Origin of the sequence: Kitasatospora sp. NPDC048194 (assembly GCF_043202455.1) — a bacterium.
Classification (GTDB): Bacteria; Actinomycetota; Actinomycetes; order Streptomycetales; family Streptomycetaceae; genus Kitasatospora.
On sequence record NZ_JBIDAK010000010.1, the window covers coordinates 80,189 to 99,994 of the forward strand.

General features: G+C 73.7%; 15 protein-coding genes. 8 read left to right on the forward strand and 7 right to left on the reverse strand.

The window, feature by feature from the left end; all coding sequences use genetic code 11:
* Positions 1–128: 128 nt before the first annotated feature.
* Both ACGF07_RS14930 and ACGF07_RS14935 read right to left on the reverse strand, forming a co-directional pair.
* A complete protein-coding gene (locus tag ACGF07_RS14930; RefSeq protein WP_350742779.1) occupies positions 129–899 on the reverse strand; it encodes a hypothetical protein in 771 nt (256 codons plus the stop codon).
* A 119-nt stretch (positions 900–1,018) separates the two neighbouring features.
* Positions 1,019–1,660, reverse strand: coding sequence for a hypothetical protein (locus ACGF07_RS14935; RefSeq protein WP_392898711.1), 642 nt, complete (start codon positions 1,658–1,660; stop codon positions 1,019–1,021).
* Positions 1,661–1,852: 192 nt separating this feature from the next.
* Between ACGF07_RS14935 and ACGF07_RS14940 the strand changes: the two genes are divergently transcribed.
* The 4 genes from ACGF07_RS14940 (at position 1,853) to ACGF07_RS14955 (ending at position 5,874) form a co-directional block, all read left to right on the forward strand.
* Positions 1,853–3,094, forward strand: coding sequence for a cytochrome P450 (locus ACGF07_RS14940; protein ID WP_392898713.1), 1,242 nt, complete (start codon positions 1,853–1,855; stop codon positions 3,092–3,094).
* 131 nt (positions 3,095–3,225) lie between these two features.
* Complete coding sequence (locus ACGF07_RS14945; RefSeq protein WP_392898716.1) at positions 3,226–3,747, forward strand: carboxymuconolactone decarboxylase family protein; 522 nt, start codon at positions 3,226–3,228, stop codon at positions 3,745–3,747.
* Positions 3,748–3,930: 183 nt separating this feature from the next.
* Entirely contained in the window at positions 3,931–5,079 is a 1,149-nt protein-coding gene (locus tag ACGF07_RS14950; protein WP_392898718.1) for an alpha/beta hydrolase family protein, read from the forward strand.
* A gap of 189 nt (positions 5,080–5,268) precedes the next feature.
* Positions 5,269–5,874 carry an SGNH/GDSL hydrolase family protein gene (locus ACGF07_RS14955; protein ID WP_392898721.1) on the forward strand — a complete coding sequence of 202 codons (606 nt, stop codon included), beginning with the start codon at positions 5,269–5,271 and terminating at the stop codon, positions 5,872–5,874.
* Between the two features lie 108 nt (positions 5,875–5,982).
* Here the strand turns inward: ACGF07_RS14955 and ACGF07_RS14960 are convergent, their stop codons facing one another.
* Positions 5,983–6,510 carry an ArsR/SmtB family transcription factor gene (locus ACGF07_RS14960; RefSeq protein ID WP_392898723.1) on the reverse strand — a complete coding sequence of 176 codons (528 nt, stop codon included), beginning with the start codon at positions 6,508–6,510 and terminating at the stop codon, positions 5,983–5,985.
* A gap of 57 nt (positions 6,511–6,567) precedes the next feature.
* Here ACGF07_RS14960 and ACGF07_RS14965 point away from each other — a divergent pair, with 57 nt between their 5' ends.
* A complete protein-coding gene (locus tag ACGF07_RS14965) occupies positions 6,568–7,488 on the forward strand; it encodes a S41 family peptidase (protein WP_392898726.1) in 921 nt (306 codons plus the stop codon).
* A 141-nt stretch (positions 7,489–7,629) separates the two neighbouring features.
* Here ACGF07_RS14965 and ACGF07_RS14970 read toward each other — a convergent pair whose 3' ends face one another.
* The 4 genes from ACGF07_RS14970 to ACGF07_RS14985 all read right to left on the reverse strand — a co-directional run bounded on the left by ACGF07_RS14970 (position 7,630) and on the right by ACGF07_RS14985 (position 16,446).
* Complete coding sequence (locus ACGF07_RS14970) at positions 7,630–8,325, reverse strand: hypothetical protein (protein ID WP_392898729.1); 696 nt, start codon at positions 8,323–8,325, stop codon at positions 7,630–7,632.
* Complete coding sequence (locus ACGF07_RS14975; RefSeq protein ID WP_392898732.1) at positions 8,322–12,632, reverse strand: NEW3 domain-containing protein; 4,311 nt, start codon at positions 12,630–12,632, stop codon at positions 8,322–8,324. Before ACGF07_RS14975 ends, ACGF07_RS14970 begins: the two co-directional genes overlap by 4 nt.
* Before the next feature lie 50 nt (positions 12,633–12,682).
* Positions 12,683–15,127, reverse strand: a complete 2,445-nt coding sequence (locus ACGF07_RS14980) for a discoidin domain-containing protein (protein ID WP_392898734.1) — start codon at positions 15,125–15,127, stop codon at positions 12,683–12,685.
* Between the two features lie 272 nt (positions 15,128–15,399).
* A complete protein-coding gene (locus tag ACGF07_RS14985) occupies positions 15,400–16,446 on the reverse strand; it encodes a LacI family DNA-binding transcriptional regulator (protein WP_392898736.1) in 1,047 nt (348 codons plus the stop codon).
* 131 nt (positions 16,447–16,577) lie between these two features.
* Here ACGF07_RS14985 and ACGF07_RS14990 point away from each other — a divergent pair, with 131 nt between their 5' ends.
* From ACGF07_RS14990 to ACGF07_RS15000, 3 genes are all read left to right on the forward strand, one after another.
* The gene (locus tag ACGF07_RS14990) at positions 16,578–17,867 is read left to right on the forward strand and encodes an ABC transporter substrate-binding protein (RefSeq protein ID WP_392898739.1); all 1,290 of its coding nucleotides are present in this window, start codon (positions 16,578–16,580) and stop codon (positions 17,865–17,867) included.
* A gap of 137 nt (positions 17,868–18,004) precedes the next feature.
* Positions 18,005–18,877, forward strand: coding sequence for a carbohydrate ABC transporter permease (locus tag ACGF07_RS14995; RefSeq protein WP_392898742.1), 873 nt, complete (start codon positions 18,005–18,007; stop codon positions 18,875–18,877).
* A 4-nt stretch (positions 18,878–18,881) separates the two neighbouring features.
* Positions 18,882–19,787: a carbohydrate ABC transporter permease gene (locus ACGF07_RS15000; protein ID WP_392898744.1), complete on the forward strand. Its 906-nt coding sequence runs from the start codon at positions 18,882–18,884 to the stop codon at positions 19,785–19,787.
* The last annotated feature ends 19 nt before the right edge of the window (positions 19,788–19,806 follow it).

Consider the following 19,806-nt stretch of genomic DNA (forward strand, 5'->3'; position numbering starts at 1 on the left):
CGGTGAACCGGCTGCGCCGCGGTCCGTCGAGGGGACGGACCGCGGCGCAGCCGCGTGCGGTGGGGGCGTGGGCGGCGCAGCCGCGTGCGGGCGGGCGCGGTGCAGCCTCGGGCACTGCGGGCAGGCGCTCACCCGGGGTGGAAGCTCACCCGGACATCGGCGTCCAGCGGCAGGACGAGGACGCTGCCGGAGTCCCAGGTCCATTCGCGGGGAATGAGGATCATCCGCGGACCGTACTGCGCCAGCAGCCGGAACCCGTGGTAGCGGTAGTGGAAGCGCTGTCCCGGCCCGGCGTCGTCCAGCCGCGACTCGCGCACCGCCGGCCAGGCCAGGTAGAGGCGCTCCGTGGTGTCGACGACCATCGCCGGGCGCTGGTACAGCCGCGTGCTCAGTCGGCGTGCGTCGCCGGTTCCCTTCACGTGGGCGTACGCGGTCGCCGCCCAGAACGAGCAGAGGACGACGATCGCCACGACCACCGCGACGGCGGCGCGCTCGCCGGGCAGCGGGTAGCGGCTGCGCGTGACGTGCACGAACAGCGCCCTGGCCAGGACGGCCAGCAGCAGGGCGCCGCCGATCAGCAGCGGCGCCGCTCCCTGGCCCAGATCGACCACCTCGAACCCGGCGAGGAAGCCGAGGAGCAGCAACGGGAGGGCCGTCGCGGCGAGCACCGGACAGACCGTGCGGACCCACCGGGTGGCGCCCCGCCTGCTCGCGAGGTGGAAGGCCAGCGCCATCAGCAGCATCCCGAACAGCAGGCACCCGACCGGCAGGTACAGCGCCGGGGAGCCGCGGAGCAGCAGGTCCGGCGTCCCGAAACCGAGCGTGGCGACGTCCAGGCCGAAGTAGTGGTAGAAGGAGTCGGTGTAGGCGAAGCCCAGGAAGAAGACCAGCGCGGTCACGAAGGTGGTCGGGCCGATGACCGAGGTCAGGAAGCCGGCCCAGTTGAACCGGGGCTCCGCCGGGCGCGGCGCGTCGGCGCGCCACCCCGCCTCGTCACCGGCCGGAGTCCCCGTCCCGCTCAGGAGGGGCTCCCGCTCGGGGCGCCGGTGCCGCCCGTGGGAACCCCCGTACCGCCCGTCGGGACCTGGGTGCCGCCGTCCGTCGGCGCCCCGGTGCCCTGAATCGTTCCGTCCGCCCTGAACGACCTGGTCTCGCCGTCGATGGTCACGTTCAGGCAGAGCGGCCGGGAGCCGGCGGTGCTGGTGGCCAGGGTGAACTGCTGCGGCGGACTGGTGCCGTTGGTGACGGTGACCGTCGCGCTGCGCGGGGTCGCGGGCTTCGCCCCCTGCGTGCAGTCGGTGACGTCGCTGAGGGTCGCCGTGAAGGTCCGGGTGGACGTGGTCGACAGGGTGACCTGGGCGAAGTCGCCGCTGCCGGCGGCGGACGCCGACACGTTGCCCGCGTCCGCGAACCCCCCGCCTCCTCCGTGCTCCCTGGTCCGGACGTCCTGGGTCTCGCCTCCGCCCTGGCCGCCACCACCGCCGCCACCACCACCGCTCGTGCCCTCGGCGGTGCCGCCCTGCGGGACGGTCGGGACACCGGTGGGGCCGGAGGCGCCTCCCCCGCCGGAACAGCCCGCGAGTCCGGAGAGGAGCAACGCGGTCGCCAGCCAGCGGCCCGCTCGGGCCGTTCCGCGTCCGAAGTGCCGTGTACCGGGCATGTGTTCTCCCATTCGCGCGGCGAACCGGGGCCGGTCGGCCCGGTGGCACGGTAGCCGTTCGCACACGGTGCGGCGGGGCACCGCGCAGGCCTCCGGCCGGGCAACCACCCGTTCGACGCAACCCCCGCGGGCGCGGGACTGGCATAGGGTCGAGCCGACGCCCCATCAGCAGAGCGCAGGAGAAGAGGACCCGTGAGCACGCAAGCGCAGCCCGTCCCCGAGCTGGCGGCGGACGTCGTCGAGCAGTGGCGGGCCGAGGAGGCCCAGTTGGTCGACCTGCTGGCCCGCGCCCGGCGCCGGGTCGGCGGCGTCGCCGCCTTCCGGCTCGGCCCCACCCCCACGGTGCTGGTGACCGACCCGGCCGCGGTGCAGCACGTGCTCGGCCGCCACCCCGACCGCTACGTCAAGCGCTCGCACCGGGCCCGGATGCTCGTCGGCGACGGCGTGCTCTCCGCGACCGGCGACGCCTGGAAGCGTCAACGGCGGCTGCTGCAGGCTCAGTTCACCGGCCCGGGAATGCGCCGCTACGAGCAGCGGATCGCCGCCGCCGCGCGCCGGACCGCGGAGCGCTGGGAGGGGTACCGGCGCAGCGGGGAGACCTTCGACGTGGCCGAGGAGATGCGCGGCTTCGCCCTGGACACCGTCTGGCGGGCGCTCACCGGTAGGCCGTTGGACGACCGCACGGACGGCGAGCTGCGGGCGGTGGAACGGGTGGTGGCCGCCATGCCGACCCTGCCGACCGATGCGGCGGACGCCCGGGACGCGGTCGCCGCGGACCTCGCCCGGATCGACGCCGTCGCCCAGGCGGCGATCGAGGCCGCGCGCTCGGCCGACGGCTCCGGGGAGGCGGACGGCGTCCTGCGGACGCTGGTCGGCGCGGCCGCCCGGCACCCCGAGTACACCGACCGGTTGATCCGCGACGAGCTGGTCACCCTGCTGGTCGCCGGCCACGAGACCACCGCCACCACGCTCACCTGGCTGTTCCTGCTGCTCGACGACAGCCCGGACGCCCGCGGCGCCGACCCGCAGGCACTGGTGAGCGAGACCCTCAGGCTCTACCCCTCCGCCTGGCTGCTCCCCCGGCACGCCGTGGAGGACGACGTGATCGCCGGACACCGGATCGCCGCGGGAACGGACGTGCTGGTCTGCCCGTACCTCACCCACCGCGACCCGGAGCTGTGGCCCGACCCGGAGCGCTTCGACCCGACGCGCTTCGCCCCCGGCGCGGAGCACGGCCGCCGGCTGGGCGCCTACCTGCCCTTCGGCCTGGGCGCCCGCGCCTGCCTCGGCACCCAGTTCGCCCTGCGGGAGACCACGGCGCTGCTCGAACTGCTGCTCCCGCTCGGGCGGTTGGAGTTCCGCTCCCGGCCGACCGGGGCCGCCTACAGCATCACGGTACGCCCGGACGGGCCGACACCGGCCGTGCTGCGCTGAGCGCGGCCCCGGGGGGCGGGGCGGATTCGGTGGGAAAAAGATCCGCGGAGGTCGTCACACATGCGCGGCGGGATCCGTCGGGTCGGTGAAGGCGCCGATCACCGGTGCCGATCACCGGAGAGGAACCGACCATGACCACCCGCGCGACCACCGGCCGTTCGATCACCGCCGAGATCCCGCTACGCCCCCGCCTCGCCACCGACCCCGGGGAGCTCGTCCCCGAGCTCGCCGAGGTGTCGGCCGCGCTGTTCAAGGCCGTCGGCAATCGCTCGGTGTCCCGCAGCACCATCAGCCTGATCCAGCTGCGGGCCGGCCAGATCGCCGGCAGCACCTACCTGACCGTCCTGCACACCGGCTTCCTGCGCAAGGCCGGCGAGTCCGAGGAGCGCATCGCCTCGGTCGCCGGCTGGCAGGACTCCCCGTACTTCACCGCACCCGAGCGCGCCGCGCTCGCTCTCGTCGAGGCCGTGCTCCAGCCCAACCCGCACGGCGAGCGCGTCCCGGACGAGCTGTACGCCGAGGTCGCCGAGCACTACGACGAGAAGGCGCTCGCGACCCTCGCCATCGCCATCGGCCAGGTGAACTTCTTCACCGCCATCGCGCTCATCGCCAAGCCCGTCCCCGGCCGTTCGTTCAGCGACCCCTGGGCCTGACCCGCCGCCCCTCCACCCCGGCCCGCCGAGCGCCGCACCGCTCCGCGGGCCGCCCCGAACGGCCGGTTCGCCGTTGCCCTCCGGCCTGTCGCGGCCTCCGGCGCGGCCGTCTCGGCTCTACTGGTGCGGCGGATCCGGCCTCCGGCTGCGCCGGTCCGGCCCTCGACCTCTCGGAGTCCCCGGATGCCCCTGCGCAGGTCCCCGTCCCGCCGGATCGCGACCGCCGGCCGGGCGCTCGCCCTGATCGCCGCACTGGGGTGGACGGCGGGCTGCGGCAGCGGCGCCGCCGTCCGTGCCCCGGCGCCCCGGTCCGCCGTCCCGTCCGTCAACGCCGCCGCTCCGACGGGCACCGGCCCTTCGGCCACCGCCCCGGGCGACCACGAGGTGTCGTTCGTCGTCAACGGCACCACGACCTACGGCACCCTGCACATCCCGCAGGGCCCCACCGACGCGAAGCTGCCGGCCGCGCTCCTGCTGCCCGGCAGCGGCCCGACCGACCGCAACGGCAACCAACCCCCGCAGCTCATGCCCGACACCCTCGCCGACCTCGCCAGGCTCATGGGCGACGACGGGATCATGACCCTGCGGTACGACAAGTACTCCACCGGGCAGACCGGACTCGGTGCCTACGCCGACCACCCGGGTGCCCTCGACCTCGACGCCTTCGTCCAACAGGCCGCCGCCGGCTACCGGTTCCTCGCCGCCCAGCCGGGCGCCGACCCGCAGAAGCTCCTCATCACCGGCCACAGTGAGGGCGCCCTGATCGCCCTGGAGGTCGACCGGGACGCCGCACCGGCTCCGGCCCCCGCCGGCCTGGCGCTGCTGGAACCCCAGGACATGCGCCTGCTGGACCTGGTGACCCTCCAGGTGGACCAGCAGGTGGACGCCGCCGTCTCCGCCGGGCAACTCGACTCCGCCCGGGCGGCGGCCCTCAGGACCGCCGTCACCAACGGCGTGTCCGAGATCCGCTCCGGAAGGCCCGCCGACACCGCCGGCCTGCCCGGGCCGATCGCCGCGGTGTTCCAGAGCCTCAACGGCAACCTCGCGTTCGCCCGGACCGACGACGCGGTCGACCCGGCCGACCTCGCGGCCAAGGTCCCGCCGGCCACCAAGGTCATGGTGACCTGCGGCACCGCGGACACCCAGGTGCCCTGCTCCAGCACCGGCCCGCTGGCCGACGCCCTCAAGGCCGCCGGCACCGGCGGTCCCGGCCTGGTCACCCTCCCCGACGTCGATCACCTCCTCCAGCCCGCAGGGTCGCCACCCGGCACGGACACCCTCGCCCCCGCCGCCCTACAGGCCGTCCACGCCTTCGACCAGCTCTGGCACTGAAACGGCGGCCGGTTTTTCCGGGCTGCCCCGCCTGACGTTCCGGCTCCGCCCCGACGGGCCGGGGCCTCGGCGGCCGACGACCGGCGGCCCCGGCCGGGTGCGCGACCGCGCCCGAATATGATCAACCTCCCTGATGCGGACAGACCGCCGCCGCATCGCAGGACGAACGATCAAGGGGGATACGCGCGCATGGTCGCACTCTCGGACGAGCCGATGACCTGGGTCATGGCCGGGGACAGCATCACCCAGGCCGTCCACCACACCCACGGCGCCCGCGGCTGGGTGGAGCACGTGCAGGAACGCCTGTGCTGGCAGCTCGGCCGGCTGACGGACGTCGTGGTCAACTCGGGCGTCTCGGGCTGGACGGCCACGGACATGCTCGGCGCGTACGAGTTCCGCATCGGACGGTTCACCCCGGACGTCCTGTCGCTGTCCCTCGGCACCAACGACGCGCTCGCCGGGTCGGACGGCCTCGAGAGGTTCCGCGGCGCGATGCGCGAGATCATCGCCCGGTCGGCGGGCGCGCAGATCGTGCTGCACACGCCCCTCGTCGTCAGCCACGGCGAACGCGCCGCCCGCGCCGGACTGCCCGCCTACTGCCAGGCCGTCCGCGACCTCGCCGAGGAGACCGGCGCCCTGCTCGTCGACCACGAGGCCGACTGGCTCGCCCACTTCCCCGATCGCGAGGCCCTCGCCTGGCTGGACGACCCCGCCCACCCCAACGCCGCCGGCCACCTCCACCTGGCCAACCACACGCTGCGCACCCTCGGCCTGGGCGAACTCACCGAGCTGTGACGAGGCGGCTGCCCCGTCGAGTCGGGTCCGCGCACCCGGCTCGGCGGGCGGCCCGGCGGCGAGGTCGTGATCCGCGCCGGCACGGGCGCCGCTGGACCGGCCCACGCCCTACGCACCGGGCCGGTGCCCCTGCGGCCCGGCCTGCTGGTAGAGCGTCACCAGGAGGCCGTGCACCGGCTCGCCCTCCGGGTCCTCCTCGGTGTCGTCGACCAGAGCGGCCAGCGCCTCGGCGAGCCGGGCCGCCTTGGCCGGGCCGAGTCGGAGGTGGCGCAGCGTCAGGAGGTGGTCGGCGGGCGAGCGGTCCAGCTCCTGGGCGACGGCTCCGAGCAGCGCGGCCGTGCCCTCGGGCTGGGGTTCGTCGACGAGGAGCCGCTCGGCGGTGCGCCGGTAGTACTTCTCGGTTCCGCCGCGCACCCGTCGCGTTCCCGCGTCCTGGACCAGCCCCGCCTCGGTCAGCACCCTCAGGTGGTGGGAGACGCTGCCCTTGTTCACTCCCAGCTGCGCGGCGAGCCGGCTAATCGTCGAGGGCCGGCCGCTCAGGGCGAACAGCAGGCGCTGGCGCACGGGGTGGGCGAGTGCGGTGTGCTGAAGGGGCGTGCTGATCCGCTGGACGCCGTCGTCTGGTCGGTGGCTCACCCGATCAAGCGTTAAGTACGTTTGACGCTTTGGCAAGGCGCTGGTCTACTCCGTCCCATGACCTCCACCACATCGCCGTCCGCCCTGGACGCCACCGCCGCCGTCGCCGTCGTCGAGTCGATCGCCGAGCTGGTCCGCGAGAACTACGTGTTCCCCGAGGCCGCCGGGCAACTGGCGGCCCTGCTGCGGCGCCGCAGTGCCGAGGGTGCCTACCGGGCCTCCTCCGTCGAGGAGTTGGCCGAGGCGGTCACCGCGGACCTGCGGTCCGTCAACGGCGACCTGCACCTGGCCCTCAAGTACCACGCCGTACCGGTGCCGCAGGAGCAGGGTGCGGCGGCACTCGCCGCGATGCGGAGGGAGTTCGACGCCTCACTCGGCGGCATACCACGCGTGGAACTGCTCGACGGCGGCGTCGCGGTCCTGGAGATCGCCCCCAACCTGTTCCCGCTGGACTGGGCGGCGCAGCCGCTGACCGCGGCGCTCTCGCTGGTGGCCCCCGCCCGCGCCCTGATCCTCGACCTGCGCCGCAACGTCGGCGGCGACCCGGACACCGTCGCCTTCGTCTGCGGCTACCTGCTCGACGGCCGCACCCATCTCAACACCATGCTCTCGCGGCAGGGCGAGGTGGCCGAGCAGTCCTGGACGCCCCCCTTCGTACCGGGCGCGCGCTTCGGCGCCGACAAGCCGCTCTACGTGCTGACGAGCGGAAACACCTTCTCCGCGGGCGAGGAGCTCGCCTACGACCTCCAGCAGCTCGGGCGCGCCGAGGTCGTCGGGGAGGCCACCCGGGGCGGCGCGCACCCGCGCGAGGGCTGGACGGTGCACCCGCACCTGGAGCTCAGCGTGCCCGTCGCCCGCTCGGTCAACCCGGTCTCGGGCACCAACTGGGAGGGCACCGGGGTCCGGCCCGATGTGCCGTGCGACGCCGGGGCGGCGCTCGACCGCGCGCTGTCCCTGGCGGTGGCGCGCCTGACCTGAGCCCTCGGGCGGTTCCGCAGCGGACCGCAACGGCCGTCCGGGGCGCGGCGGTCGGGCTCACCGGCCGGAGCGCCGTCGGCCGGCCACGGCGGCACGAGCGGGCAAGCGGGCCGGCCGACCAGCCGGCCGGCCGGCCGCTGCTCAGTGGCGGTGGTGGTTGTCGGGTTGGGCCGGGTCGCCGGGGTGTTCCAGCCCCTCCACCAGGGTGATGCGTCGCGCCCGTTCCCGGTCGAGCCAGCGGACGAAGGCGGCGCGGCGGGCGGCTTCGCGCAGGGCGGGGGCGGGGTCGTCATCCTGCGGGGCGGTGAGGGTGGCGAGGAGGGCGGCCTTCCACGCGCCCACGGTGACCCACGCGCCGGGCGGAGCGGCGCGCAGGGCCTCGACGAGGGCGGCGGGAAGGGTCTCGGGGTCGGCTTCGAACGTGCCGTCGGGCCCGGCGAGGTACCAGCGGGTGAGCGGTGGGCGGGCGGTCAGGGTGCGGTAGCGGGCGATGCCGGCGGGTGACGGCTCGACATCAGCGGTGACCGCCCGGTAGACCGCCCGGACGGCGGCGCTGCCCTCGTACGCGGCCGCCGTGATCGAGCCGAGTTCGACGGCGGCTCGGTGGTCGAGTCGGACAGGACGCTCCTCGGCGACGGGCAGGTCCCGCTCGCGGGCGACTGCCTCGCAGAGGGCTTCCGTCAGCAGCACCTGGGCGACCCAGCGGGTGAGCTGGCGGTCCTCCGAGCTGCCCGGCCGGGGCAGGGCGGTGGCGCGCGGACCGGTCCGCAGGGCGGCGAGGCGCCGGTCGAGAGCGGTGCGCGGGAGGGGGCGCCCGTCGAGCAGGCCGAGAGTCACGCCTCCACCACCAGGGCGACGGTCGGCGCGTACTGGCAGCGGCCGAACCACATGACCTTGGCCAGCGCCCAGTACGCGCCGGGGTCGGCGGACTCGGGCACCGCGACGGCGAAGTCGGCGGTCACCGACCGGCCCGCCGGGACGGTGAAGCCTCGGACGGGGTCGGCGATGGCGTCCCAGGTGCCCCACGGGGAGACGAGTTGCAGCTCGCCCCGGATCTCGCCACGGGTGCGGTTGGTGAGGGTGAGGCCCAGGGTGGCCCCGCCGCCGGCCGCGATCCGGAGGGACTCGGAGGAGACACCGACGGACAGGCCGGTGTCGCGGCCGCCGACGGCCGCGGTGCCCTGCGCCGCCGTCCAGTCCTCGGGGGTGTCCCCGGGGACGGGAAGCAGCTCGGGCAGGTCACCGACGGCGATGGTCACCACGTCCTCGATCTGCTGGCCGTCGTGGTCGACCCGGACGGCGGCGAAGTGGAGGCCCGGCTCGACGTCCGACGGGGGCGCCAGGGTGACCGGGAAACGCACGTACCCGCCCGCCGTCAACCGGTACGGGCGGCTGCCGGGGCTCGCCGTCCACCCCGCCGGGGGCAGCACGACGGCCGTGCCCTCGACGGTGGTGTCCCGGAGCTGGGAGGAGAGGGCGACGGAGAGCGTCACCGCCTCGCCCGCCGTCCGCAGCAGCCCCGGCGAGGCGCCGACCGAGACCGGGAGGTAGCCGAGCGGGGCCGGGCCCCGGTTGTGCAGCCAGTAACGGGCGTGGACGGGCTGGGCCGGCTCCGCGGTCGGGCCGAGGGCGGGCCCGTCGCCGGCAGCCGCGATCGCGGGGGCGGCGAGCACGGTGGCGATCCGCGAGCCGGGGAGGTCCAGGCCGCCGGCCGCCGCACCGAGCGGGCGTTCCAGCAGATCGGCCGCCCGGACGCCGCCCAACCCGAGCGCACCGCTGAGCCGCGCCGTCCGTCCGAGACCGGTGGACTCGACCAGTCGGACGGTGAGGTCGCGCCGGTCGGACGCCGTCGCGCCGTGGGCGATCGGGTTCCCGGCCGGCTTGAGCGCGCCGAGCAGCACCTCCCGCTGCGGTTCGATCCGCAGCCAGGACAGGGTGGCGGGTAGCGGTCCCTCCTGGGCCGGCACGATCCGCGCGTACAGCGGGTGGTTGAACTCCTGGCCGCGCGCGGGCAGCGCCTGCTCCCGCCAGTCGCCGTTCCCGCTGACCAGTGCGTAGGTGAACTCGTGCGTCCAGTGCTGGAGTTGGAAGGACGCACCGTCCGGCAGGGTGCGCCGGGGCGGATCGATCCAGACCCCGGACGGCCAGCCGGTGCACGAGCGCAGCAACGACAGGTGCAGCGCGCCGGTGGCGTCCACCGCGAAGCCGGGCAGGCCGAAGGTGAGCAACGCGACGCTGTGGTCCGCGAGTCGGTCGAAGACCCGGCCGGGGCAGACGGCGGTGATCCGGGCGTCGGCGAGGTCGGCGACCAGCGCGGCGGGATCGGTCACGATCAGCGCGGGCAGCGCCCGCAGGTCGCGCAGGTCCGCGTCCGGGCGCCAGACGTCGGCGAGCGGCGTCAGCGCCGGGACCCACACCGCGCCGTGCGCCTTCAGCGCGGCCGCGTAGTCCTCGCCCGCCCGGTCGACCAACTCCCGTGCGGCCTCGTTCACGTCCGGTCCGCCGACGACGATCCGGAAGTCCGGCAGGTTGGAGTCCACGTCCAGCCAGCCGTACCGCGCCCAGTCCGCCGCCGAGGTGGTGGCGGTGACCCCGATCCGGGCGAGCGCGACCACCAGCGGCCGGGCGTCGGCGGCCGCGTCCAGTGCCGGCACGACGACCTCCGCCACGCCGAGGGCCCGCGAGCCGGTCACCGTGCCCGTCGGGTCGGTCAGGCTCACCCGCGCGGTGGCGCCCAGCCCGAACCAGGTGTTGGCCGGGTTGTCCAGGGTCCACGGCGCCTGCGCCGCATCGACGTCCGGCATGGCGAAGCCGCGCCCGATGACGGCGCCCGCCACCTCGCTGACCGGCAGCCCGCCGGGCACGTCCACCGGGAAGCGCAGCCGCAGCAGCCGGTCGGCGCCGGAGTGGTCCACGATCCGGGTCCGGCAGTCGACCCGGTCCAGCCCGCGCCACAGGGTCACGGTCTGTTCGTACCGGATGCCGTCGACCGTCCCCTCGATCACCAGCCGCTCGCCGAGCGGCCCGGTCTCCCGGCGGACCGAGGCGGGGGCGGCGCCTGACCCGACCACCGGTCCGCTCGGCACCAGGTGCCACGGACCCTCGCCGAAGTCGGGGTGCTGCGGGTACTCCTGGTACACCCGCAGTTCGTTGCCGATCCGGCCGCCCTGGATCAACTCCCGCCCGTGCCGGAGGTCGTGGACCGAGGAGAGCCCGCCGCCGCGCGCCGGGTCGGCCGTCACGCGGTAGCGGGCGCCGGTGATCACGGTTCCCTCGGCGGCCGTCCACGCCGGGTGGGCCGCGCCCTGCGCCAACCGCCAGGTGCGCCAGCCGAGTGCCGGAACGTCCTCCGCCAGGAAGCGCAGCACGCCCCGGTCGACGGCGCTCGGCACGGGCCGGCCGGCCTCGTCCAGCACCCGTACGGAGCGTTCGCCGGGCGGCAGTTGCACCGACACCAGGTCCGTCCGGTCGAAGGACAGCGTGTTGGTGACCACCACCGCCGAGCCGAGGTCCGCCGTCGACCCGGCGCCCGCGGCCGTGCCGGCATCCGCCGTCGTGCCGAGGGCCGCCGCCGAGCCGGCACCCGCCGTCGAGATCCGTGCCGTCAGCGCGTCCAGCGCCGCGTCCCGGACGGCGCTCGCCAGGTCGTACGCCTCCCGCCAGCCGCCGAGCAGGTCCAGGTAGACCTGGTCCGACTCCGAACCGGTGATCGCGTCGTGGTGCGCGCCGTAGGCGAGGTGGCGCCACACCTTGTCGAGCGCGGCCCCGGGGTAGCGCCCGAGTCCGTTCACCACGGCCAGCGTGGCGAGCTTCTCGGCGTCCACCGCCGCGACCTCGCCCGCCCGTTGGGCCTGTTTGGTGTCGATGTACGAGACGTCCTTGCCGGTGTACACCGGGTTCATGTCGCGGGTCTGCGGGCTGGGCCGGCGGCCGGTGGCCGCGAGTTCGGCCCGGACGGCGTCGAGGAAGTCGCGCGGGGTGGCGCAGACGAACCGGGGCCAGAGGTACTTGGCCGCCCAGGAGCGGTGGATCTCGGTGACCCACTTGCTCGGCGGGGTGTAGTCGGTGCCGACGGGCAGCAGCAGGTTCCTCGTCGCGCCGACCGGCTTGAGCTTCCGGTACAGCTCGTAGACGGCCTGCTCGGCGGTCGCGAGGTCCGGCGAGGAGTCCATCCACCAGCCGGCCGAGTAGTGGTGCGGCATGTAGTGGGTGAGCACGCCGTCGCCGCCCGGCGCGATCCACTCGAACTCGCTCGGGAACTGCATCACCCGGGCGTCGTCCTTGGCCGTGCGGAAGTTCTTCTGGATCGGGCCCCACTGGTGGAACGGCCCGCGCGCCCAGGCGCTGCCGGTGAGGCCGGCCGCGGCGAGGTGGCCGGGGAACTGCGGATCGTGCCCGAACACGTCGAGCTGCCAGGCGGTGCGCGGGTCTCCGCCGAGGATGTCGCGCTGGTAGCCGATGCCGTGGACGATGTTGCGGATGGTCGTCTCGGCGCCGGTGAGGTTGGTGTTGGGCTCGTTGTAGCTGCCGCCGACCAGTTCGACCTGCCCGCGTTCCAGCAGCAGGCGCAGGGTTGCGCGGCGCTCCGGGTGCTGGTCGAAGTACGGCTTCAGGTAGTCGACCTCGGCGAGGACGAACTTGTAGACCGGGTCCCGCAGCGCGAGGTCCAGGTGCGCGTCGACCAGGGCGAAGCCGTTGCGCTCCCACAGCGGCCGGGTGGTGGCGTCCGCGGAGAGCAGCTCCCAGGGGGAGGTGTAGGCGGCCTGGGTGTTCCACCAGACCGGGTCGTAGTGGAAGTGGGAGACCAGGAACACCGTCCAGCCGGGTTCGGCGACCTCCACGAACGCCTCGGCCGAGGCCTCCGCCGTGTCGGCGGCCGGACCCGCGGCCGGACCCGCAGCCGTGTCGGCGGCCGCACCCGCACGCACGGTGACGGGCAGGCGCGCGCCGACGGCCGCGCCGGTGATCTCCAGCGGGACCTCGACCGCCCCCGTGCCGGTCGCCTCGCCGTGGACGCCCGGCCCGCTGACGGTGATCCGGGCGGCCGGACCCTCGGTCGTCACCCGCAGGATCTGGCGGGGTGCGTCCTCGGGGCCGACGAACAGGTCGGTGCTCTCGACGGCGGTGATGGTGGTGACCGGCACGGGGGGCTTCCTTTCCTCGCCGGACCGGAGGTCCGGAGCAGACGGCGGGGTTACGCCCCCCAGGCCTCGAACTCGTAGACGCGGGCGGCCGGATCGGTCGTCTGGGTGGGCTTGGTGACGACCAGGCGGACGTACCGGGCGGTGGTGTCGACCTGGTGGGTGGTGGTGCCCGCGGTGTTGCCGGTCACGGTGGTGACGGTCGTCCAGGGGTCGGTGGTGGCGGAGCGGACCTGGATCGAGAAGTCCCGGGTGTTGTACGAGGCGCTCTCGCCGCCCGCCTGGGCGTGCTTGACCACGAACCTGTTCAGCTTCTTCACCGAACCGAGGTCCACCTGGAGCCACTTGGCGGAGGTCAGCGTGCACCACTTGTCGCCGGTGCCGCCGTTGACGCTGCCGTTGACGGCCTTGGCCGGCCCCTCGTTGGCGTTGCACTGACCGGAGGCGGTGGCCGGGCGGTTCAGCGCCAGGTTGGTCGAGGTCGGCGGAGTGGCGGTCCAGCTCACCGTGGTGGAGGCGGCGTCGGAGCGCCCGTAGGTGGTGGAGACGGCCTCGACGTCCAGGGTGGTGGTCGGCTCGGTCCCGGCCCGGTCGAGCCGGCCGACGAAGTAGGCGTCGTTGGGCGTCGCACCGAGGAACGTCCGGCTGCCGTCCGCGTTGCGCCGGTAGACCTCGTAGTGGTGGACGTTGCCGCCGGGTGCGGCCGTCCAGGAGAGGCGCAGCGACTGGCTGGTGCCGGGGGTCACGTCGCTCGCGCCGAGGACGGTGAACCCGCTGGGAGCCGCCGGTGTCTGCACCGCTCCGTCGTAGACGGCGACCTGGCCGACCTTGAGGTCGTAGGCCGGGTCGGATCCGGCCACCTGGAGGGCGAGCTGGGAGATGGTGCGGCCCGCGTACGGCGAGAGGTCGAGGGTGTGGCGCTCCCAGCCGGTGCCGGAGTTGGAGCCGACGTCCACCGTGGTGAACCTGCCCGGGGAGTCGGTGAAGGAGACCGCGGCCTTGAGCCTGGTCGGCCCGGCGGCCGGGGTCCTGACCACCAGGTCGAGCTTGGTGTTCGCCGCGACCGGCAGGCTGGTCTGGTACAGCCGGACGGTGTTGGTCGCGTCGAGGGTGCCGGTCAGGCGCAGCGAGGAGCCGCCCTGGTAGGCGTCGGTGAAGTCGACGGTCGGAGTGAGCTTGCTCCCGCTGGAGTCGACCACCCAGCGGTAGGTCGGCGGGACGTCCTGGAGCGAGAGGTTGTTCCAGCCGCCGGTGGCGACCCGGACGCCGGCCGCGTCGTAGAAGTCGCCCTGGCCGGTGTTGAAGTTGGTGACGAAGGGCTTGGCGGTGATCGGCGAGGACTCGGCGATGTAACCGGCCAGACCCGGCCAGTTGGACGAGAGGTCGACGTTCGACGGGTCGTTGGAGCCGCCGACCCAGTAGCGGGCGTCCTTGGCGTAGAAGTCGGCGCGGTCGGTGGCGGACTTCCAGGTCCACTCGGGCCGGTAGAGGCCGACTGAGGTGGTGTGCGGCTGCCCGGCCGGGAAGAGGGTGCTCCAGTCCACGGAGGTGTTGTAGCCGTTGGCTTCGGTGTCGATGCCGGAGTACAGCTCGTACTCGTTGCGGCCGAGTTGCCGGGCGAGCGCGCGGGAGGAGTCCAGGCCGTCGGCCGTCCAGCCGAAGTTGAGGAACATCGAGTCCGCGGTGCGCTTCGAACCGTCTTGGAGGAAGGGCGAGTTGGCGGTGGTGAGGGCGTTCTGCCAGTCCACCGCGCCGGAGGTGGTCATCGCGTCGTACCACATGAACTCGGTGCCGCTCTGTGCCTTGGTGTACTGCATCAGGTTGCGCAGCTCGGTCGCGAGGCCCGAGTCACCCCCGCCGGTCTCCTGGTTGATGAACCAGCCGTCGAAGCCGTAGTACTGGGCCGCCTGGACCAGCTTGTCGGCGACGGGGTAGCGGGTGCCCGACTTCTGGACGAAGTCGCGCACCCACTGGATCTGGCCGCCGTACGCGGCGGGCGGGAAGAAGACGGTGCCGTAGACCTTGACGCCGTTGCGGTGGGCGGCGTCGATGACGGTCGGGTTGGGGGCGAGGATCAGGCCCTCACCGGCCGAGCCGCCCCAGAACACCAGTTTGTCGACGTACTGCCAGTAGCCGAAGGCGTAGTAGTTGGGGTCGGCGGAGCCCTGGGAGGGGTTGTTGGAGGTGGGGGCGAAGGAGACCAGCGAGGCGACCCTCCCCTCCCCCGCACGGGCGTTGCGGTTCGCGGCGAGGGCCGGGTCGCTGGTCCGGGGCTGGAGCGGGACGCGGGAGCGGTTGAACCGGGCGTCCGGGTCGGTGGCCGGGTCCCAGCCCAGGAGGGTGCTGGGGTACCAGTAGGAGGCGTACGGCTGGCTGCCCGCGCCGGTGGTGACGGCGGGCGCCGGGGCGGGTCTCGGTTCCGCCGAGGCGGAGGGGGTGGCGGTCAACGCGGCCGTCGCGAGGGCGGCACTGAGCAGCAGGGGGAGGCGTCGTGACATGCGCTGGCTCCGATCGAGCGGAGGGGTGGGGGCGGGCCCGCCGTCGTGGACGGGGGCCCGGCCGCATGCGGGCGTGCCGGTGCTGGATCAGACGGTGCAGGCGGTGCAGGAGCGAGAGCGGGCGCGGAGCGAGAGCGGGCGCGGAGCGAGAGCGGGCGCAGAGCGAGGGGCGGCGCGTCGAGCGTTGCCCGCTCGGCGCAGCGAGGCTAAACCGGTTCAGAACCGCTGTCAACGACTCGCGCAGCATTCACCCCGTCGGGTGAGGCGGAGCCTCAGCCGCCGGTCGGCCCGGCGGGGGCGGCGGCGCCCGGCGGCGAGGTGGACTCCCGTACGGTCAGCCGGGGGGTGGGCATCTGGAGGTCCCGCCCGGGCCCGGTCTCCTCCACCGCCTCCAGCAGGCTGCGCGCGACCTGCTCGCCGAGCGCGAAGGTGTCCCGGCTGAGCGCCGTCAGCGGCGGGTGGACGATCCGGGCGAGCACCGAGTCGTCGAAGGACACGATGGACAGCTCGCCGGGCACCGCGACACCCATCTCCCCCGCGACGCCGAGCCCGGCGACGGCCATCACGTCGCTGTCGTAGACGATCGCGGTGGGCCGCCTGGGCCGGGAGAGCAGGGTGCGGGTGGCCGCCGCGCCCTCGGCGTCGCTGAAGTCGGTGGGCAGGGACACGGCCTCCTCGAGGCCGAGCCGGCGGGAGGCGTCGCGCAGCGCGCGGATCCGCCGCTGGGTGTGCTGGAAGTGCGGGAGCCCGGCGAGGTGGGCGATCCGGCGGTGCCCGAGGGCGGCGAGGTAGTCGACGATGGAGAGCATCGCCGCCCGGTCGTCGGCCCAGATCCGCAGCCGGCCGCCGCCCTTGCCGGGACCGCCCAGGACGACGGCGGGCAGCCCGAGTTCGTCCAGCACCGGCAGTCGCGGGTCCTTGACCTGGAGGTCCACCACGATGAAGCCGTCCACCCGGTGTTCGGAGGCCCAGCGGCGGTAGACCTCGATCTCGGCGGCGGTGTCCTCGACCACCATCAGGTGGAGCGCGACGGAGCTGGCGGAGAGCACCGCCTGGAGGCCGGAGAGCAGTTGGCCGAAGAACGGCTCGACCCCGATGGTGCGGGCCGGGCGGGCGATCACCAGGCCGACGGCGTCGGCCCTGGCCCCGCCGAGGGCGCGCGCGGCGCTGTGCGGCCGCCAGTTCATGTCCTCGGCGACCCGCAGGATGCGGGCCCTGGTCGCCTCGCTGACGCCGGGGCGGCCGTTCAGCGCGAAGGACACCGCGCCCTTGGAGACACCCGCCTGGCGCGCGATGTCGGCGATCGTCGGTCTGCCCACAGAACCCGACTCCTCTCTTGACAGCCAAGTTTAGGCGGGAGCATAGTCCCTGCCATAGCTAGACCGGTTTAGTTGGTCAGGTTCTGATATCCGCACCATCCCCCACCCATCCCCAGGACCGGGAGACCCTCATGCGAAGAATCTGGGCGGCACTGACGACCACGGCCCTCACCGCGGCGGCCCTCACCGGCTGCGGGCTCGGCTCCGGCGGCAGCACGGACGGCGACAGCGTGGCGAGTGCGGCCGCCACCGGGGAGGTCAAGGGCAAGGTCTCGCTCCAGACCTGGGCGCTCAAGCCCAAGTTCACCGACTACATGCAGGGCGTCATCGACGGCTTCAAGAAGAAGTGCCCCGGCGTCGAGGTCGACTGGCTGGACCAGCCCGGTGAGGGGTACTCCGACAAGGTGCTCAGCCAGGCCGCCTCCGGCACCCTGCCCGACGTGGTCAACCTCCCCCCGGACTTCGCCTACCCGCTCGCCAGGAAGGACGTCCTGCTGGACGTCGCCAAGGCCGACCCCAAGCTCGCCGAGGAGTACGTCGCCGGCGGCGTCGAGGCCTACCGCTACAACGGCTACCAGGGCACCTTCGGCTACCCGTGGTACCTCAACACCGACGTCAACTACTGGAGTTCGGACCTCCTCACGAAGAACGGCCTGGACCCGAAGAAGCCCCCGACCACCCTGGACGAACTGATCGCCCAGGCCCGGGTGATGAAGGAGAAGTCCGGCGGCCAGACCTACCTGATGAGCCGCAAGCCCGGTCTCGGCGACCTCTACAACATCGGTGTGAAGATCATGGCCGACGACGGCAGGTCCTTCACCTTCAACACCCCCGAGGCCGCCGCCCTGCTGGACAAGTACCGGGACGCCTTCAAGGAAGGCCTGATGCCCAACGGCGTGCTGACCGACACCTACGCCGGCAACTCCAAGCTGTTCAGCTCCGGCACGGCCGCCTGGACCACCGGCGGCGGCAACTTCATCACCAGCCTCGCCACGGACAACCCGACGCTCGCGCCGAAGGTCGTCCCCTCCCCCGCGATGGACACCCCGCCGCTGTACGTCCAGGGCCTGTCCATCCCCAAGAGCACCAAGAACCCGGCCGCCGCAGTGGCCCTCGCCCGCTGGGTCACCAGCCCCGAGAACCAGGCCGCCTTCGCGCACCTGACCAGCGTGTTCCCCTCCACCAAGGCCTCCGCGAACGACCCGTTCTTCAGCCGGAGCGACGGCACCAACGCGGGCGACGCCAAGGTGATCGCCTTCACCTCGCTCGCCAAGGCCAAGCTGATCCAGCCGGTCGAGGTGGACGACGCGATGAGCACCGTCATCAAGCAGCAGTTCGCCCTGGCCATCAGCGGCGAGATTAGCTCCCGGCAGGCGCTGGACACCGCCGTCGCGCAGTGCGACAAGCTGCTCAAGGGCTGACCGCCGGCCCGAGGTCCGTACCGCAGCGGCGGCGGGCGCCCCCGGGCCCGCCGTCCCGGGCACGACCCGCACTCCCAGTCCCGCACCGCCCCGCCACCCGGGCCCCGGCGGGGCCGAGCCCCCAGGAAGGCAACCGCATGACCCACCGGCGCTGGTTCACCCCCTGGCTGCTCGCCGGGCCCGCGATACTCTGGCTGGCCGTCTTCAACCTCTGGCCGGCCGTCAACACGGTGATCCTGTCCTTCACCAACGCCAGGCCCCTGGGCGGCGGGCGGTTCACCGGCCTGGAGAACTACGGCCGCCTGCTCGACGACGACCAGCTGGCCGCCGCCCTGCTCAACAGCATCGTCTTCATGCTGGTCTGCCTGCCGCTGCTGACCGTCCTGCCCCTGCTGCTGGCGCTGCTCGTCCAGCGGCGCGTCCCCGGCATCACCTTCTTCCGCACCGCCTTCTACACCCCGGTGATCGCCTCCGCCGTCGTGGTGGCGCTGATCTGGGGCTGGGTGCTGGACGACCGCGGCCTGGTCAACGGGCTGCTCCGGCAGTCCGGACTGGCCGACTCCCCGGTCTCCTTCCTCACGGACCGCTGGCTGCTGCTGTTCAGTGCGATCGCCCTGACCGTCTGGAAGGGCCTCGGCTACTACATGGTCATCTACCTGTCCGCCCTCGCCAACGTCCCGCGCGAGCTGCACGAGGCGGCGGCCGTGGACGGCGCGACCTCGCTGCGCCGGTTCTGGCACGTCACCCTGCCCGGGGTGCGCCCGACCATGGTGCTGGTCTCGGCCCTGATCTCGGTCAGCTCGCTGCGCGTCTTCTCGGAGCTGTACGTGCTCTCCAACGGCCAGGGCGGCCCCGGCGGCCGGGACATGTCGGTGGTGATGCTGATCCAGATGTACAGCCGCGGCTTCAACGGCCACCTTGGCTACGCCTCCGCGCTCAGCCTGCTGCTGTTCGTCATCACCCTCGGGCCGATGCTGTTCCTGATGCGGCTGAACCGGAAGGCGGCCTGACCCCGTGACCACGCTCCGCCCGAAGACGACAACCCTCCGCCCGAAGACGACCACCCTCCGCCCGAGGACCGCGCGCGGCTTCAACTCCCCCTCCCCCGCGCAGACCGCCGCCCGCTACCTGCTGCTGGTGCTCGTCCTGCTCCTCGTCATCGGCCCGTTCCTGTGGCAACTGTCCACCTCCCTCAAGGGCCCCGCCGAGGACGTCTACACCAGCACCCCGAGCTTCCTGCCCGCCCAGCCCTCCCTGGGCAACTACGGCAAGGTCGCCGACACCGTCCCGGTGTGGACCTACGCCCTCAACTCGGTGGTCGTGGCGGCCGTCTGCATCACCGGCAACGTGGTCGGCTGCACCCTGGCCGGCTACGCGCTGGCCCGGCTGCGGTTCCGCGGTGCCAGGCTGGTCCTCGGCCTCTTCCTGGCCACCCTGGTGCTGCCCGGCGAGGTCACCATCGTCTCCCAGTACGTGCTGGTGCGCGGCCTCGGCCTGGCCGACAGCCTGGCCGGCGTGGCCCTCCCGGGGGCGATCTCGATGCTCAACGTGCTGCTGATGCGCACCGCGTTCGCCGCCGTACCGGTCGAGCTGGACCAGGCGGCCCTGGTCGACGGCGCCGGCGTCTGGCAGCGGCTGTGGCACATCGGCCTGCCGAACGTGCGCGGCATGCTCAGCGTGATCGTGATCTTCACCTTCATCGGTGCGTGGGACGACTTCCTCTGGCCGCTGATCGTGCTCAACGACCCGCAGAAGTACACCCTCACCGTCGGCCTCCAGTACCTCAACGGCACCTTCTCCGCCAACCCCCGGCTGATCGCGGCCGGCACCATGATCGCCTTCCTGCCGATCGTCGTGGTGTTCGCCGTCTGCCAGCGGTTCTTCTTCAAGGGCGTCGAGGAGGGGGCCGTGAAGGGCTGAGGCGCCCGGAGCCCGCTCC